Genomic DNA, 16,486 nt, shown 5'->3' with positions numbered 1-16,486 from the left:
AGGACGGGATGCCGGTGTAGGCGCCAGGTATCCGATGGAGGCCTGTGTTCACTGGCCCGAGCTTCCCCGAGGATTGGCCGGGGCGCCGAAGCCGGCGTCCTTCAGCATTTTCTGCCCGTCGCTGCCTTCGACCAGGGCGATGAACGCCGCCGCAAGCTCCTGGTGCCTGCCGCCTTCGATCGCCGCGATCGGGTACACGTTCACGGCATTTTCGGCTTCGGGAATCCGGATGCCGTTGACTTTGGTACCCGCGCTTTTCACATCGGTGACGTAGACCAGCCCCGCGTCCGCCTGGCCCGACGTGACCTTACCGAGGACGTCGGTAACCGACGACTCCTCGCTGACCGGCCGGAGCGAGGTGCCCGTTGCCTTTTCGATACGGTCCGCCGCGGCGCCGCACGGCACCTGGCTGGCGCAGACCACCACTTTCACGCCCGGCCGCGCGAGATCTGCAAAGGATGAGACCGACGCCGGATTGTCCGGCGGGACGGCGATCCCCAGGACGTTTGTGGCGAAGTTGGTTACCTTCCCGTCGATAAGCGAGGCTTCGGAGAGCCTGTCCATGTTCCGGGTATCTGCCGAGGCAAAGACGTCGGCCGGGGCGCCCTGGGAAATCTGTGTGGCCAGGTCCGAGGACCCGGCAAAGCTCAGCATGACTGTAGCTCCGGGATTCCGGCGTTCAAACTCGGCGGCGAGCCTGGTGAAGGGTTCCTTCAGGGACGCCGCCGCGAAGACGGTGACCGTTCCGGAAAGTCGAGTGGCATCGCTGCTGCCGCCTCCCGTGGCTGCGTTCGGAGTGTCGGCCGCATTCGGAGTGCAGCCGGACAAAGCGGCAGCCAGGATGGACACAAGCGTGGCGGCGGCAAGCCTGGCTGCAAGGTTCCGGTCGCTGAGGTTCATATGAGGCTCTTTCCCTGGGGCGTTTCCACAATGACGGTGGTGGCTTTGACCACTGCGGTGGCCACCGATCCCAGCTCAAGTCCAAGGTCACGGACAGCTTCGCTACTCATCAGTGACACCACGCGGAAGGGTCCGCACTGCAGCTCCACCTGAGCCATGACCTTGTCGGCGGTAATTCCCGTGACCAGGCCAACGAAACGGTTGCGCGCCGAACTGCCTGCCTTGGAAGGGTCATCCGGGAGATGGGCCTGCCTGCCGGCCAGCCGGGCCAGTTCAAGCCCGTCCACGGCCAGCCGCCCGGACGTGTCCTTGAGCGGCGTCAGGCTCCCACTCTCGGTCCACCGGCGGATGGTGTCATCGCTGACGCCAAGGAAGCGGGCAGCCTCAGAAACGCGGATCAGGGTCATGATCCGAGCATAGACCGATTTTGCGGCGTCGTTCGAAAGAATACGCCGCAGGTGAGAATTGCCGGACGGGCTTGGACCTGCCTCTGGCATCAGCCGGGCGGCCGGCATTACGCTAAGCCCTAGCAGTGGCCGCGCTTCGCGACAGCCTGATCCGCGGGCATCAACCTCCGTTCTGCATGTGGGGGATCATGACTGGACCGGCACGTCGGCGACTAAGGAAGGACGGCCTGTTCCCGGCCGCCGTCCTGACCGTGAGCTTATTGCTGACAGGCTGCCTGCCCGGAACCCCACCACCGGCGGGCGCGCCGGCAACATCGGCACCGTCCGTTCCCCCACCCGGGACGTCCCTCCCGACGGATACATCAGACCCGCCTAAGACAGACCTGCCGGAAACGCCGGGACCCCGTGCAACGTCCGGAAAGTCGGCGGCTGCAGCACCGTCTGTCCATTTCACTGCCCAGGGGGACATCGGCATGGGCATGGACACCAATCGGGTTCTGGACACCATTGCGGGTCTCCAGCCTCAACTGAATCTCGCCCTTGGGGATCTTGCCTATCAAGCGGGGCGGGAGCAGGAGTTCTGTGACATGGTCACGGAAAAGCTGGGGGCGGATTTTCCCTACGAACTGGTCACTGGAAACCACGAAAGCGACGGTCACGACGGTGACATAGCAAACTTCATCAAGTGCCTGCCCAACCGGCTTCCGGGTCTGCAAGGAGACTACGGAACACAGTGGTACGTGGATTTTCCGGAGCAGAACCCCGTCGTGCGGATCGTTATGGTGTCACCCGGGATCGCATTCCATGACGGCAACACTCTGGATTATTCGAAGGACAGCAAGCGCTGGCGCTGGACGGCAGAGGCTCTGGACGGCGCGGCGTCGAAGAAGATTCCGTGGACCGTTGTGGGCATGCACCCACCATGCCTCAGCATCGGCAAATATGACTGCGTGGCCGGCACGGACCTAACAGACTTGCTCGTGGACAAGAAAGTGGACCTTGTGCTCACCGGACATAATCACTCGTACCAGCGAACTCATCAACTGGGCATCAACTCCGCCTGCGACAGGCTGGTCCCCGGGGCGTTCAGGGAAGAATGCATCACTGACGCCGACCAGACAATGAAGAGGGGAGCCGGCACAGTTTTTGCCACGGTGGGACTCGGTGGCGTTGGCCTCCACGACGTGAAGGAGGACGACTCCGAAATCCGTTACTTCGCCGCGTGGTCGGGCAAGAACCGCAATGCGGCCTTTGGCACCCTGGAGGTGAAGGCAACACCGGACCGGCTTGTAGCACGATTTGTTCCGGCTGAGGGTTACACCTTCGAGGATTCCTTCACCATCGGGAAGTGATACCTATTCGGCCCGTGTCCACACAACCACCCAGTCCAGCTGAACGTGCCCCTCCGTTTCCGGCTTTGGGCATTTTGGCAGGCACGCCTCGGTCTGCAGGATCAAATGCATGGGGTTTTTCGGAATGTCCTTGGTTGCCACTCCGATGGAGCGCCGGTCGAGGAAGAACTCCACCCTGCCCGGGCTCCACTCCGTCGTGGCGATGTGCCAGCTCGTGAATTTCTCGTCCGACTTGTACGTTTTGAAGTCCGCAGGGTCGTCGCTTCTGAAATGCACAGCGCCAAAGGGTGATTCGGAGAGATCCCCTTCCGGGAAGTCAATTTCGCCGTCCTGTGGCCACCGGCCGCTGTTCGGCCAAAGAAGCCAGGCCACCTTGTAGCCCTTCAGGGAATCCGCCTTGAACCGGACCGAATATCTGCCGTAGAGCAGGCTGTTGTCGTGCCCCGTATTACCGCTGCTAATGGTGAACCTCGGCCTGGGCGCGGCACCCATGGCTATGCCGTCTTCGGTGTGGAGGTGCCAGTCCAGGACGCCATCTTTGACGCTCAGGACCTTGGACGGGTAATACGCGGAATCCTTTCCCTTTTGGCCTGCAGTGTCCGGCGTTCCGTCTTTGTATCCCGCACTCCACTTCGCCCGGTAGGCATCGCCTGGAAATTCCCCAAGCGGAACATCTGCCTTGTCGAAGTCTTCCCTGAACACTTGTTTCCAGCCGGGAAGGTCGCCGGAGGGCTTTTCGGCCGGTGATGGTTTCGCCCGCTCCGCCGGCGTCAGTTCGCACCCGCTCAACATCAGAACCGCCCAGGAAACAAGCAGCCCAAATAAGCCGGACCGGACCGTATGACCAGGTGAAACACCCCGCTGGCGGGCAATAAACATGGGGACAGTCTCGCATCGGAGGTCCACCCGCTCAATGGTCCTGACGGGCCGCCAAGGGCAGGAAGAAAATGTAGGGGGGCTTCAACTAATTCCAAGCTTTTCACAAGTCAACAAATCAAACTTAGACGAGGGGGAGTACAAGCAAGTTGCCACCAGCAGCAGCGAGCGCCGGGTCTACATCCTGGGCTTTGCAGCCAGGAAGTCCTGCTGCCAGGGCAAGAAGCAAACGACTCCAATGAGCGGTGAGGCGAAGTGACCATCCCGATACTCCTTCCAACGGCGAATTCCAATTCTGTGCCCCCTGCGAGCATGCCTTCAGTAAGTGTGGTGATTCCGACCCTGAACGAGGCCCTCAACCTTCCATGGGTGCTTCGCCGAATGCCCTCGTATGTAGACGAGGTGGTGATCGTCGACGGCCGATCATTGGACAGCACAGTTGACGTGGCACGGGCGCTGCGGCTCGACGTGGTGGTGGTTGCTGAGCCTAACAAGGGCAAAGGCGTCGCTGTGCGGGCCGGACTGGCCGCGGCTTCCGGCGACATCATTGTCATGCTGGATGCCGACGGAAGCATGGACCCCCACGAAATCGGCTGGTTCGTATCGCCGCTGCAGCATGACTTCGACTTCGTCAAGGGCTCGCGCTATGTGACTGGCGGGGGCTCGGATGACATTACGTTGCTTCGCAGCGCCGGCAACCTCGCGCTGACGAGCCTTGCCAACCTCGTGCTCCGCAGCAACTACTCGGACCTGTGCTACGGCTACATTGCCATGCGCCGCGAGTGCCTCCAGGTTCTGGAGCTGGAATCGGATGGTTTTGAAATCGAAACCGAGCTGATTGTCCGGGCCTCCCGGGCAGGGCTGCGCATTGCCGAGGTTCCCAGCCACGAGCTGTCGCGGATTTCCGGCAACTCCAATCTGAACACTTTCCGCGACGGCTGGCGGGTATTGCGCACCCTGGCCCGCGAATACGTTGGGTGGGAGGCACCGACTGCCGGCGCCCGGCCAGAGGCGCTCAGGCGGGTTAAATACAAGTATCCAAGTATCGCTTTCCCGCACGTCCCGACGGATCCCCGGACCGTCCTTGGCCTCGCGGCAGGTGAATAAGATGCTTCGACCTGTGAACACCCCCGACGTTTCAGTTGTCATCTGCTCTTACACCGAAGACCGATGGGACATGCTGATGTCCGCCGTCGAGTCGGTCCGTACCCAAACCGTCCGCCCGGCGCAGACGATCGTCGTCGTCGATTACAACACCGATCTCTACAAACGGCTCATCTTCACTGTGTCCGATGTGGTGATCCTCGAAAACACCGGCCCCAAGGGCCTCTCCGGAGCACGGAACAGCGGCGTGGCCGCCGCCACCACCGGCATAGTCGCCTTCCTCGACGACGACGCCCAGGCAGCCCCCGACTGGCTGGAACGGCTGACGGCTCTCTACGACGATCCGGATGTGCTGGCTGTAGGCGGCCGGGCCCAACCGGCATGGGAGGCCGGGCGTCCCGGATACTTCGCCGAGGAACTTGACTGGATCGTCGGCTGCAGCTATCGGGGCATGCCTAAGGTCGCTGCCGAGGTACGCAACGTCATCGGGGCGAACATGTCCTTCCGCTCGGAGGTTCTGAACGGCGTCGGCGGATTCAATACGGCCCTCGGCCGGCAGAACACGTTGCCGCTCGGGTGCGAAGAGACTGAAATCTGCATCCGGGCGGTTATTGGCTCTCCCGGCTCACGCATTGTCTATGAACCTGAGGCCCTGGTGGAGCACTTCGTCCCGGCGGACCGCGGCACGTTGAAATATATGCTGCGGCGTTCCTGGTCTGAGGGAATTTCCAAGGCTCAGGTCAGCAAGGTCGTCGGGCACAAGAGAGCGCTCGGGCCGGAACGCCAGTATGTCCGGCGGGTCCTTCCCCGCGCAGTGTTCATCGGCGTCCGGGACTGGCTCCTTGGCAAGGACAAGGACGGCCTGCGCCGGGCAGCGACGGTCGTCGCGGTGCTCGCCGTCACCACCTTCGGATATATCCAGGGGCGGCGGCTCCCTGCCGGCTCATCCAGTGCAGAAGAAGAAGGGCAGAACGCATCGGTGTCCAGCTGGAGAGAGATCAATTGACTCCTGCCGTTGCCCTGCGGCCGCCTGTAAGGCGAATCTGAGTTGCGCGGCGTCCTGGCCCCCTTCCGGGGCGGGTCGAGGGCGCCGCTGAGGCTTCACTTCAGCGGGACCAGGACGCCGGGGCCGGAGCTGGAAAGTAAGGCGCCAGGCTGGAAGAGTAAGTCGCGGCCTTCTGGACAGCAGCTGCCCAGCCCCAGGACTAGACTTCCTCCATGGCCATTTACCTGGATCCCCCGCTCTGGCCTGCGCACGAAACCCACTTCTCGCACCTGATATCGGACACCTCGCTGACGGAACTGCACGCCTTCGCGGCCGCGGCGGAGATACCAGAGCGGGCCTTCGACGGCGACCACTACGACGTGCCGGAGCGCCGTTATGAAGCACTGGTTGCCGCGGGCGCCATTCCGGTGGAAGCGCGGATCCTGGTCCGGAAGCTCATAGCGAGCGGCCTGCGGATTCCCGCCCGGGAGCGAAACAAGTCCCTGAAGACGCCGCTCCTGAACCGTTGGAACAAGGTAATGCCAGGGCATGACGCCCTCTTCCTGGATCTCCTGGACCGCTGGAGCGAGAGCCACCGCAAGTACCACGGCTGCACCCACCTTCTGGCGGTGCTTGAGGCTCTGGACCTGCTCTCCGAACCTGCCGAGCCGCCACGCACCGTACTCCTCGCGGCATGGTTCCACGACGCCGTCTACCGGGGCATCGCCGGCCAGGACGAGGAAGAGTCGGCACGGCTCGCCGAGCTCAGGCTCGCCGATGCGGGCCTCCCCGGCAGGGAAATCGATGAGGTCGCGCGCCTGGTCCGCCTCACGTCGGACCACCGGCCGGCCCCCGGGGACGACGACGGCGCCCTCCTTTGTGATGCGGACCTGTCCGTTCTCGGCGGCGAACCCGAGCCGTACGCACGGTACGTGGCCGCGGTCCGGGAAGATTACGCGCACATCGGCGACGCTGACTTCGCGGCCGGGAGGGCCGCCGTCGTCCGCCGGCTGCTGGCGCTCGATCCGCTGTTCCACACCGAACGTGCCCGCGAGCTGTGGCTGGAGTCCGCACGCCGGAATCTTGCCGGTGAGCTTCAAGCTGCCGGCCGCTGATGTTCAGCCGGGGCTAGCGGTAGCTGGTGATAAACGGCCGGTCCGTAGGAACAATCTGCTTGCCCAGCGGCATGAGCGAGACCGGGATGAGCTTCAGGTTGGCGATGGCCAGGGGGATTCCGATGATCGTGAGGGCCATGGCTATCGCCGTGAGCACGTGTCCGACGGCGATCCAGATCCCGGCCACAAGGAGCCAGATCACGTTTCCCAGCAGCGCGAACACCCCGTTTCCTCCCGGCTTGTCCACCACCATGCGCCCGAAGGGCCAGAGCGTGTAGTTAGCGATGCGGAACGAGGCGATGCCCCAGGGGATGGTGACGATCAGCACGCAGCAGATCACGCCGGCCACGAAGTAGCCGATTGCAAGCCAAAGGCCGCCGAATACGAGCCAGATGATATTCAGGAGTGTCTTCATCCGTCCATTCTGCCCTTCCTTACGCGGCCGGAGCCTCGGGGCCTGCCCTGATTTAACCCTGAACCTGCTGGTCCGGACTCCAGTCTGGGAATGCTGGCCGCGGCAACGAGCATCGCTAGCACGCCGAGGCCGAGCGGGAGGCCTGCCAGGGTGGCAACCGCGCCGAGGAGGAGCGGACCGCCGGCGTCGCCAAGTTCGCGCCCCAGTTCGGCTGAGCCCATGGTCCGTCCCATGCGTTCAGGCGGGGTGGTGTCCGCCAGATGGGCAAAGCCCAACGGCGTCGCAGTGCCGGCACCGGTACCGATTGCAGCAGCGGCCAGGAAGATGGTGACGGGCGAGGGCGCGAGGGCCAGGAGTGCGACACCGGCGGCCGTGAGCAGGAGTCCTGCCGTCATGCCGCCGGCGTCACCGATCCGGCGCCGGTCGCGCAGGCGACCCACCCGCGGCTGGACGAGCACGGAGGCCACGGCCAGCACGCTGACCGACGCCGTGCCCGCCAGCGGATCAAGTCCGTGGCTCACGGCCAGTGCCGGGAGGAATCCGATGGCCGCTCCCATGGCGCCCATGGATCCTGCCAGCGCCAGGGTCGGGATCAGGAAGCTGCGTTCCGCAACCTGCCTTGTCAGGTCCAACACTGTGTACCGTGGGCGCGGAAGCGGTGCAAGATGCGGGACGGAGACCATCACCCACACTGCAGTGACTGCGGCCAGCACCGCCAGGGCACCGAATAACAGCGCGAAACCTCCGGCCAGGATCAGGCCGGCACCCAGGAGCGGCCCGATCACATAGCCCAGGCTCTTCCAAGAGCCATACCTGCCGAAGACCGCGCCCGTGCTCTTGCCCGCCGTCAAGCGCGCCACCATGGCCGACGAGGACGGGGAGAAGGCCGAAGCGGCAGAGCCCTGGCCCAAGCGGGCCAAGCCGAGCATGAGCGGATCAGCCGCCCACAGCCCAATCAGCGAAAGCAGGGCAAAGCCCAGCAGCCCGCCGACGATGACGGGTTTGGCCCCGATCCTGTCGCTCAACGCCCCGAAAAAGGGCTTGAGGAAGACTTCGGAGATGTCATAGACGGCAAGCAGAACGCCCAGGTTCAGCAGGGTCAGGCCGATGTTCCCGCTCTGCGCCCCCATCCCCGCGGCAATGCTGTGGGCCCCAAAGGCGGTCACGAATCCCGCTGCATACAGCGGGGCCAAGGGTGCCTTGGCAGTCACGACCGGGGAAGGACCCACGCAGCCGTCAGGCTTTCGCCGCCGCGACGAACGCGCGGATTTTCGCCGGGTCCTTGATGCCCAGGGACTCCTCCACGCCGGAGGAGACGTCCACGCCCCAGGCCCCCGCCGCCTTGGCTGCCTCGGCGACATTGGCGGAGTTCAGTCCGCCGGCGAGGAGCCACTTCCGCCCTTCAAGGCCCTTGCTGCGCATGGAGGAGTAGTCCCAGCTTTCGCCTGATCCGGGAAACGCGGCGTCGACCAGGAGCAGTTCCTCGCCCCAACTGTCGAACGCGTCCTCGGCGGACCCGATGGCGACGGCCCGGATAACCTTCATGCCGGCGTCGTGCGCGGTCTTGACGTCCTCGGGGGTGCGGTCGCCGTGCAGCTGGATCCATTCCAGGCCCGCCGCACGGGCAATGGCCACGGCGTCTTCGGCAGGTTCGTGGCGGAAAACGCCGACTGCGGCGACGCCGTCGGGAACGCTGCTGAGCAGCTGGGTTACTTGCGCCGGGGAGACCACGCGGGGGCTGGCCGTCAGTACAAATCCCACCGCGTCCGCTCCGGCATCCACTGCCTCTCGGATCGATTCAGGCGTACTCAGCCCGCACACTTTGACGAACATTCACCGGCTCCTTTGGTTGGTGTTCCGCAACGACGTAGTCATACTGCGCTGACTTTACGCGGGCGGCAAGCCCTCGGCAACGAAGGACCGGCAGCGAAGGGCCGGCACCGGAAGGCCGGCCGTTTCGCTGCCGTGTGGACTCGTCCCCCCGCTAGGCTGGGCGGATGGAGATCATTCGCTTCGCAGACCTCAGACCGCAACCGTGGCGCAACGGCGGCGGGGTGACCCGGGACCTGGCCAGCCATCCCCTGGCGGCATCGGCGCAGGACGGTGCCTGGGATTGGCGGGTCAGCATCGCCGACGTCACCAAAGCCGGCGATTACTCCCCCTTCCCCGGTATGGAGCGGGTGCTGACGGTGATCGACGGCGAGCTCCTGCTCCTGACCGTCGACGGCAGCGACCACCCCCTCGAGAAGTACCGCCCCTTCCGCTTTTCGGGGGATGCGGCCGCTTCCAGCGCCTTGCCCACGGGCGACATCCGCAACCTCAACGTCATCACCCGGGCTGGTGCCTTCAAGGGCTACACATCGATCGTGGAGCTTTCCAAGAAGCGGGCCCACCCCGTGTTTGGCGGGCAAATCGCCGTTTTGCTCCAGGGGCAGGCGACGGCCAGCCCCGGCTCGGAGCCGGCGGCTGAGGACCGTGAGGAAACGGCCGCCGGCGAAATTGAGGCAAGCGAATCTCAAGGCAGTCGCATTGATGGCAGTCAGGGTGAACCGGAGACGCTAGGCCGCTATGACGCGGTGGTCGGTTCAGACACCCGGACGCCTGAGATCCTGGGCCGCGGTTTCCTGGCGGTCATATCCATCGACAAAGTGTCCCCTGGCTCGGCGTCTACCGAGGTGACGTCCACCGACGCAGCGTCCCAGGACCAGGTGGCAGGCTAGCCTGTGCTTGCTTAGCTGAGCTTTGCCACACTGGTTCCGTCGGGAGAGCCCGACCTAGACTCTGGTCCATGACGAAATCAAAGTTCACCGATCTCCTCTCACTCCAGATCGGCCATGAGTTTGCTGCCTCCCAGCAGTACATTGCGGTGGCTGTCTGGTTCGATAATCAGGACCTCCCCCAGCTGGCGAAGTACTTCTACCGCCAGTCCGTGGAGGAACGCAATCATGCCATGATGATGGTCCGGTACATGCTGGACCGGAACCACCCGGTCTCAATTCCGGGTGTCCCCGCTGTCCGGAACGACTTCCACTCGGTGACGGAGCCGTTGGCGCTCGCGCTGCAGCAGGAAAAGGAAGTCACGCAGAGCATCGAGGGCCTGTTCAGGGCAGCCCGGGCCGAAGATGATGCGCTCGGGGAGCAGTTCATGCTCTGGTTCCTCAAGGAGCAGGTCGAGGAAGTCGCCTCGATGAGCACGCTGCTCAACATCGCCGAGCGGGCCGAGAACCTCTTCGATATCGAGAACTTCGTGGCGCGGGAAACCATCGGGGATAGCGGGCGTGACGCCTCGGCACCGGAAGCGGCTGGCGGCACTCTTTAGGGGGCAAAGCCAGAGTCCAGCGGGCATCTTGCAGGCGTAGCATGATGCTATGACGACTCCGCACGACGAGTCCTCCATCCTTGAGCTGCAAGACCTCATCATCGACACCGCCAGCGTGGGTGAATTCCTGGAAGAGCTGACTGTCTACGCCTCGAAGGCAATCAGCAACTCAATCGACGAGCCCGTGGCGTGCGCCATCACGCTGCGCCGGCGGAATCGCTCCGGCACGCTTGCCGGCAGCAGCCCCAACGCCCGCGAAGTGAATGAGATCCAGCACCTGTTGGGAAGTGGGCCATGCCTCGAGGCGTTGGAAAGCAATACGGCTGTCCTGCTGGATGACGTCCGCACGGAAACCCGCTGGCCGGAGTACCAGAAGGCTCTAGCCAGCCACGGCATCTATTCCGTGCTCGGGCTCCCGCTGGAACTCGGTAAGGATTCCTGGGCCGCCCTGAACATCTATGCGCGGGCCGCCGGCGTCTTCGATTCCCGTACTGTTACCGTGGCCGAAGGATTCGCGAAGACCGCCGGGCACGCCCTGCGCCTGGCGGTCCGCATCGGCACCGAGCAGCTTCTCGCGGAAGACTTGCGCGCTGCCATGGTGAACCGCACCACGATCGACCTTGTCTGTGGAGCCATCATGGGCCAGAACCGGTGCAGCCAGGAGGAGGCCTTCGCCATCCTGACCCGGGCCTCAAACCACCGGAACATGAAACTGCACCTCGTTGCCGAGGAAATCCTGCTCCAGATTGCCGGCAGCGGCGGGCACTCCCATTTCGCACCCTGACCCGGATCCTGCCATACCACCCCCCGGACTGGCCGCCGGCTCACGGCCCGGCACTGTCGGTGAGCATGACCACCAACGGTGGCAGCTGCCGTCGGGCATTGCTAGGGTGAAAACCAAGGTCCCGTTCGTGGACCTCCGGACGACGGTTCAGTACCCGGCACGCGACAAGACTGGCCAAGGAGCTGTCATGTCGTGGTTCATCCTCATTTTCTCCGGGGCCCTCGAGGCGGTGTGGGCTGCCGCGCTGCACCGCACCTCCCAGGCCAGAGGCCGACGCCGGATCGCCCCGGGTCTCCTCTTCCTCGTTTCGCTCATGGCCAGCACGGCCGGCCTCACCATCGCGATGCAGTCCATCCCCACCGGCACCGCCTACGCGGTGTGGGTCGGCGTCGGGGTGGTGCTGACGTCCGCTTACGCGATCGTCACCAAAGTTGAACGGCCGACGGCGGCGCGGCTGCTGCTGCTCGGCGGCATTGCTGCGTGCGTGGTTGGCCTGAAGGTGGTGGCATGATGATGTCGGAGCTGATGTCACCGAAAAAGCCCCGTGCCGCCTGGCTCATCCTGTTGGCCTCCGCCGTTCTTGAAGCGGTCTGGGCGACAGCCCTGGGACTGTCCGACGGCTTGACGAAACAGATACCGTCGCTGGTTTTTGCCGGGGCGGCGGCGCTCAGCATGCTTGGCCTCGGCCTGGCAGTGAAGCACATCCCGCTCGGTACCGCTTACGCCGTCTGGGTGGGGATCGGCGCAGCTCTGACAGTCGGCTGGGCCATGGCCACCGGCGTCGAGCCTGTCAGTGCGGTCAAACTGCTGTTCATTGCCGGAATCGCGGGCTGCGCCGCCGGCCTGAAGCTGCTGCCTTCCCAAAGGGAGCCTCGACCAGCCGCGGCAGCGGACCAGGGCCGCTGAGTCTTCCGCTGCTGGCCGTAGAAAAGCATTTTGCCGGAATACCCGCCCGGCTGCCTTGGTTCTTGGCTGGGACAGCATCCCCCGGAGATGGAGATTGAGATGACGAATAACTCGGCAACAACGGTGTATCTGGGGGACGGCCTCCACGTCAGCCCCCTCGGGTTTGGCGGCATGGCGCTAACCCCCGTATATGGCGAGGTGGACCCGGCCGAGGCGTTGCAGACCCTGCACCACGCGGTGGATGCCGGCATCAGCTTCATCGATACGGCCGACATCTACGGCGGCGGAAGCAATGAGGAGCTGATCGCACAGCTGCTCAAGGACCGCCGCGGCGAGGTGCAGCTGGCCACGAAATTCGGTTTGGTGGGCGTGCCGTCCACGGGCTACAGCGACATCCGCGGGGACGCCCCTTATGTGAGGGCGGCCGTGGACCGCAGTCTCCAGCGCCTGGGAACGGATGTCATTGACCTTTATTACATGCACCGCCGCGACGTCCGGGTGCCGATTTCGGAAACGGTCGGCGCCATGGCCGAGTTGGTGCAGCAGGGCAAGGTCCGCCATCTGGGCCTGTCCGAGGTGACCGCCGAGGAGCTGCGCGAAGCCAGCAGCATCCACCCCATCGCCGCAGTCCAGAGCGAATGGTCCATCTGGAGCCGGGACGTGGAACGCAATGTAGTGCCCACCGCAGCCGAGCTCGGCGTGGGTTTCGTCCCGTATTCGCCCCTGGGCCGCGGATTCCTCACCGGAACGGTTGATGCCTCGCAGCTGGGTGACGACGACTTCCGTCGCAAGATCCCGCGCTTCGCGGAGGAGGCAGCGGATGCGAATCAGGCGGTGGTGGCTGCCGTCCAGCTCGTGGCCACCGTGCTGGAGGCAACGCCGGCCCAGGTGGCCCTCGCGTGGCTGCTGGCTCATGGCAAGCGGCTTAGGCTGCCGGTCGTCCCGATTCCCGGCACGCGCAAGGCGCACCGCATCGATGAAAACCTGGGCGCACTGTATGTGGAGCTGACCCCGGCGCAACTCGAGGCTCTCGACGCCGCCGCGGACGCCGTCGTCGGTTCCCGGTCGGCCGATCCGCAGTGGGTGTCCCTGGGCCGCGAGTAACAAGCTCCTGGCGGCTGTGCCGCATCGAGCAGCAGAAACGCCGCCCCTCCGCATTCCGATAGTGGAATCCGCGGAGGGCACGGCGGCCTGCACGAGCGTCAGCGCTCAACCTTCGTAGACTGAAGCGCATGGACACGCTCATTCATTCACTCCGGGACATCACCATCCGCCGGATTTCTGTCAGCGAGATGGACAACAACGTATATCTGCTCACCGCCAAGGAATCCGGCGCGCAGCTGTTGATCGATGCCGCGGATGACCTGCCCGCAATCCAGGGCCTGCTCGCGGACGCCGCAAAGGACACCGCGGCCACGCCCCAGCTGGCGCTGATAGCCACCACGCACCGGCACTGGGACCACGTCCGTGCCCTTCCGGAGCTCGTGGAAGCGACCGGCGCCAGGACGGCCGCCGGTGCGGATGACGCCCCGGAACTGCCGGTGCCGGTGGATGTGCTGCTGCACCACGGGGACGTCGGCAACTTCGACGGCTTCGATGTGACGGCAGTGCACCTGCGCGGACACACCCCCGGCTCGGTTGCACTGGTCTACCAGGATCCGGAGGGCCCGGCCCACATCTTCTCCGGGGATTCGCTGTTTCCGGGCGGCGTGGGCAACACCCAGAACGATCCCGCGCGGTTCAACCAGCTGATCGCCGATGTCAGCGAACGGCTGTTCGACGTCTACCCGGACGACACTGTGGTGCACCCGGGCCACGGCAAGCCCACTACCCTGGGCGCGGAACGTCCGCACCTGGCGGAGTGGCGTGCCCGCGGCTGGTAAGCCATGAAACCTCATCGAGTGCTCCATAGCTGCCGTTATGAACCCTCTAAACGGCGGTTACGGAGCACTCGATGGTGGTTAAGCTGGGGATTAGCGGCCGCGGCGTTCGTTCGAGGCCGGAGCCGATGCACGGCGGGGGCCGCTGCGGGCCGGACGGCCTTCGCCGGAACGGCCGTTGCCGCCGCCTGTGTAGGATCCGCCCGAGGTGCCGCCGGTGTTGGAGGACCAGACGGCCTTGTTGCCGCCGGCGTTCCCGCTGGCCGCGGCGCGCTGGCCGCCTGCCGAAGCGCCGGCCCGGGCGCCGGTACCGGCAGCACGCTGGCCCGTTGCCGGACGTCCGCCGCGCTGGCCACCGGTGGCCGGGCGGCCGGTGCCGCCGCGGGGAGCATCGCTGCGGGTAATGCGGGATTCGGCACGTCCGTCCGAACCGCGGCCGGCCGATGAACGGCCACCCGCCGCTGGAACGTCATTGCGATGCGTGGACGCCGTGCCACGGCCGCGTGCGTTGCGGCGTGCAGCTGCTGCTGCCTGGGCCCGGTCTTCGTTTTGCTCGATGACGCGGTCTGCGGCGTTGCGGGCTGCAGCCTGGCCCTCGTAGGCCACGGCGCGTCGCTCTGCACGGGGAAGGTCGGTGCGGGGAGCCTCAGCCGAGACGCGTCCACGTCCGCCGCGTCCTCCACGGCCACCGGCGGGGGGTGCGGCCTGACGGCGTGCGCGCTTCCGCTCAGCGTTGGCACCGGTGGAAGTGCCGCCGCCCTGCTGCTGTGCCTTGGCGGCCAGCAGGGCTGCACGGGTACGCGGATCGATCTTGTCGGCCATTTCGCCCACAAGTTCAGCAACCAAGGGTGAGTTGGCGGTGACGCGCTCGAAGTTGACCTCGACGCCGGCAGCCTTCATCAGCTTCTTGACGTCCGACTGCTGCTCGGGCAGGGTCAGCGTGACCACAGTGCCGTCCGAACCGGCGCGTGCCGTACGGCCGGAGCGGTGCAGGTATGCCTTGTGCTCCGTGGGCGGGTCAACGTGGATGACGAGTTCGACGTCGTCCACGTGCACGCCGCGGGCAGCAACGTCGGTGGCCACCAGGACGCGGACGTCACCGGAGGAGAACTCGGCCAGGTTGCGGTCACGGGCGTTCTGCGAGAGGTTGCCGTGCAGGTCAACGGCGGGGATGCCGGCGTCGGTCAGCGTCTTGGCCAGCTTCCGGGCGTGGTGCTTGGTGCGCATGAAGAGCACGCGGCGGCCGGCACCCGAGGCGAGCTCGACGATCAGCTGCTTCTTGACGGTCTGGTCGTTGACCACCAGCACGTGGTGCTCCATGGTGGTCACCGCGGCCTGCGGGTCGTCCACGGAGTGGGTCAGCGGGTTGGACAGGTAGCGCTGGACGATCTTGTCCACGCCGTTGTCCAGGGTGGCCGAGAACAGCAGGCGCTGGCCTTGGCTCGGGGTCATGTCCATGAGCTTCTTGACCACGGGCAGGAAGCCGAGGTCAGCCATGTGGTCGGCTTCGTCCAGGACAGTGATTTCGACGGCTTCGAGGGTCAGGATGCGCTGGCGGATCAGGTCCTCCAGGCGGCCCGGGCAGGCGATGACGATGTCGACGCCGGCGCGCAGGGCCTTTTCCTGACGGGCCTGGGAGATGCCGCCGTAGATCACGGTGGTGTTCAGCCCGGCAGCCTTGGCAAGCGGTTCGATCGTGGCGTTGATCTGGGTGGCCAGCTCACGGGTGGGTGCAAGGACCAGGCCCATGGGGCGGCCGGGCTTGCGGAAGTGCTTTGCTTCGCGCTCGGCGAGGCGTGCCACGAGCGGGATCGCGAAGGCGATGGTCTTGCCGGAGCCGGTGCGGCCGCGTCCCAGGACGTCGCGGCCGGCAAGGGTGTCCGGAAGGGTCTTGACCTGGATGGGGAACGGGGTTTCGATCCCCTGTGCTGTCAGGGTGTCGGCGAGGGCCTTGGGCGTGCCGAGGGCAGCGAAAGTAGTCATGTGTTTATCAGGGTCTTTCAGGCGGTATCCAAGCGGATATCGGCCCCCGACGCCGGTTGGCCCAGGGGATCGCCGAAGAAAAGTCAGGTGATCAACCAGGCTGCTGCCAATATTTCAAGGGCGGCAGTCGGGACCAAATAGAACGCGTTCATCGACGCAGGATGTGCCTCTCACATGAAAAAACCCACTCCCTGCCGGATAAATCCTTCGGGGAACCGGTTGATGAACCGGTTCAAAAGTGGGCATCACTGCACATCAAGTTCCACCAGCTTAGCATCCGGACGCATCCAGTCCCGCATCGGCTGTCCCTGAATCACCCCGCCCCTCCCGCAACCTCCCCAACTGGGCGGCAGAGGAGGAGGTGGTGAGAAAGGTGTTAAACGGAAATTACCTCGGGGGCGGCGTCCCGAAACAACCGGCACGCAGGATGGACGTATGCCCGGCCGACCGCAGCCAGGCA

General features: G+C 65.1%; 18 protein-coding genes and 1 riboswitch. Of the genes, 11 read left to right on the top strand and 7 right to left on the bottom strand.

Features of this window, described 5'->3' with window-relative positions:
- Positions 1-48: 48 nt before the first annotated feature.
- Complete coding sequence (modA, locus tag J7E80_RS11430) at positions 49-900, bottom strand: molybdate ABC transporter substrate-binding protein (RefSeq protein WP_215051615.1); 852 nt, start codon at positions 898-900, stop codon at positions 49-51.
- Complete coding sequence (locus J7E80_RS11425; protein WP_215051613.1) at positions 897-1,307, bottom strand: molybdopterin-binding protein; 411 nt, start codon at positions 1,305-1,307, stop codon at positions 897-899. Before J7E80_RS11425 ends, modA begins: the two co-directional genes overlap by 4 nt.
- Before the next feature lie 479 nt (positions 1,308-1,786).
- Between J7E80_RS11425 and J7E80_RS11420 the strand changes: the two genes are divergently transcribed.
- A complete protein-coding gene (locus J7E80_RS11420) occupies positions 1,787-2,659 on the top strand; it encodes a metallophosphoesterase (RefSeq protein WP_215051611.1) in 873 nt (290 codons plus the stop codon).
- A 3-nt stretch (positions 2,660-2,662) separates the two neighbouring features.
- Here J7E80_RS11420 and J7E80_RS11415 read toward each other — a convergent pair whose 3' ends face one another.
- On the bottom strand, positions 2,663-3,538 hold the full coding sequence (locus tag J7E80_RS11415) for a glycoside hydrolase family 16 protein (RefSeq protein WP_215051610.1): 876 nt from the start codon (positions 3,536-3,538) through the stop codon (positions 2,663-2,665).
- Positions 3,539-3,847: 309 nt separating this feature from the next.
- Between J7E80_RS11415 and J7E80_RS11410 the strand changes: the two genes are divergently transcribed.
- From J7E80_RS11410 to J7E80_RS11400, 3 genes are all read left to right on the top strand, one after another.
- Positions 3,848-4,642 carry a glycosyltransferase family 2 protein gene (locus tag J7E80_RS11410; protein WP_215051608.1) on the top strand — a complete coding sequence of 265 codons (795 nt, stop codon included), beginning with the start codon at positions 3,848-3,850 and terminating at the stop codon, positions 4,640-4,642.
- Positions 4,643-4,655: 13 nt separating this feature from the next.
- Entirely contained in the window at positions 4,656-5,645 is a 990-nt protein-coding gene (locus tag J7E80_RS11405) for a glycosyltransferase family 2 protein (protein ID WP_311380809.1), read from the top strand.
- A 212-nt stretch (positions 5,646-5,857) separates the two neighbouring features.
- Positions 5,858-6,739: a DUF4031 domain-containing protein gene (locus J7E80_RS11400; protein WP_215051604.1), complete on the top strand. Its 882-nt coding sequence runs from the start codon at positions 5,858-5,860 to the stop codon at positions 6,737-6,739.
- Positions 6,740-6,752: 13 nt separating this feature from the next.
- On the opposite strand, the gene J7E80_RS11395 is transcribed toward J7E80_RS11400, so the two are convergent.
- From J7E80_RS11395 to J7E80_RS11385, 3 genes are read right to left on the bottom strand one after another with little or no spacing between them, the layout of a single operon-like run.
- A complete protein-coding gene (locus tag J7E80_RS11395) occupies positions 6,753-7,154 on the bottom strand; it encodes a YccF domain-containing protein (protein ID WP_215051603.1) in 402 nt (133 codons plus the stop codon).
- Positions 7,151-8,365, bottom strand: coding sequence for an MFS transporter (locus J7E80_RS11390; RefSeq protein WP_311380808.1), 1,215 nt, complete (start codon positions 8,363-8,365; stop codon positions 7,151-7,153). The genes J7E80_RS11395 and J7E80_RS11390 overlap by 4 nt, the downstream gene beginning before the upstream one ends.
- 25 nt (positions 8,366-8,390) lie before the next feature.
- Positions 8,391-8,987, bottom strand: a complete 597-nt coding sequence (locus J7E80_RS11385) for a phosphoribosylanthranilate isomerase (protein ID WP_215051600.1) — start codon at positions 8,985-8,987, stop codon at positions 8,391-8,393.
- Between the two features lie 164 nt (positions 8,988-9,151).
- Here J7E80_RS11385 and J7E80_RS11380 point away from each other — a divergent pair, with 164 nt between their 5' ends.
- From J7E80_RS11380 to J7E80_RS11350, 7 genes are all read left to right on the top strand, one after another.
- Positions 9,152-9,874 (top strand): HutD family protein, encoded by a 723-nt coding sequence (locus J7E80_RS11380; protein ID WP_215051598.1) that lies wholly within the window; start codon positions 9,152-9,154, stop codon positions 9,872-9,874.
- Between the two features lie 68 nt (positions 9,875-9,942).
- On the top strand, positions 9,943-10,473 hold the full coding sequence (locus tag J7E80_RS11375; RefSeq protein ID WP_215051596.1) for a ferritin: 531 nt from the start codon (positions 9,943-9,945) through the stop codon (positions 10,471-10,473).
- A gap of 49 nt (positions 10,474-10,522) precedes the next feature.
- Positions 10,523-11,257, top strand: a complete 735-nt coding sequence (locus J7E80_RS11370; protein WP_215051595.1) for a GAF and ANTAR domain-containing protein — start codon at positions 10,523-10,525, stop codon at positions 11,255-11,257.
- A gap of 113 nt (positions 11,258-11,370) precedes the next feature.
- Positions 11,371-11,436: riboswitch (guanidine-III (ykkC-III) riboswitch) on the top strand.
- An 8-nt stretch (positions 11,437-11,444) separates the two neighbouring features.
- Positions 11,445-11,768, top strand: a complete 324-nt coding sequence (locus J7E80_RS11365) for a multidrug efflux SMR transporter (RefSeq protein WP_215051593.1) — start codon at positions 11,445-11,447, stop codon at positions 11,766-11,768.
- The gene (locus tag J7E80_RS11360) at positions 11,765-12,163 is read left to right on the top strand and encodes a multidrug efflux SMR transporter (RefSeq protein ID WP_251036748.1); all 399 of its coding nucleotides are present in this window, start codon (positions 11,765-11,767) and stop codon (positions 12,161-12,163) included. The genes J7E80_RS11365 and J7E80_RS11360 overlap by 4 nt, the downstream gene beginning before the upstream one ends.
- Positions 12,164-12,262: 99 nt before the next feature.
- Positions 12,263-13,267, top strand: coding sequence for an aldo/keto reductase (locus tag J7E80_RS11355; protein WP_251036747.1), 1,005 nt, complete (start codon positions 12,263-12,265; stop codon positions 13,265-13,267).
- A 128-nt stretch (positions 13,268-13,395) separates the two neighbouring features.
- Entirely contained in the window at positions 13,396-14,046 is a 651-nt protein-coding gene (locus tag J7E80_RS11350) for an MBL fold metallo-hydrolase (RefSeq protein WP_215051589.1), read from the top strand.
- 90 nt (positions 14,047-14,136) lie between these two features.
- Here the strand turns inward: J7E80_RS11350 and J7E80_RS11345 are convergent, their stop codons facing one another.
- A complete protein-coding gene (locus tag J7E80_RS11345) occupies positions 14,137-16,026 on the bottom strand; it encodes a DEAD/DEAH box helicase (RefSeq protein WP_215051587.1) in 1,890 nt (629 codons plus the stop codon).
- Between the last annotated feature and the right edge of the window lie 460 nt (positions 16,027-16,486).

The sequence above is a fragment of the Arthrobacter sp. ISL-28 genome, assembly GCF_018613875.1.
GTDB lineage: Bacteria > Actinomycetota > Actinomycetes > Actinomycetales > Micrococcaceae > Arthrobacter.
Note: the sequence above shows the minus strand (reverse complement) of the source record. Positions and strands in the feature narration are given on the sequence as shown.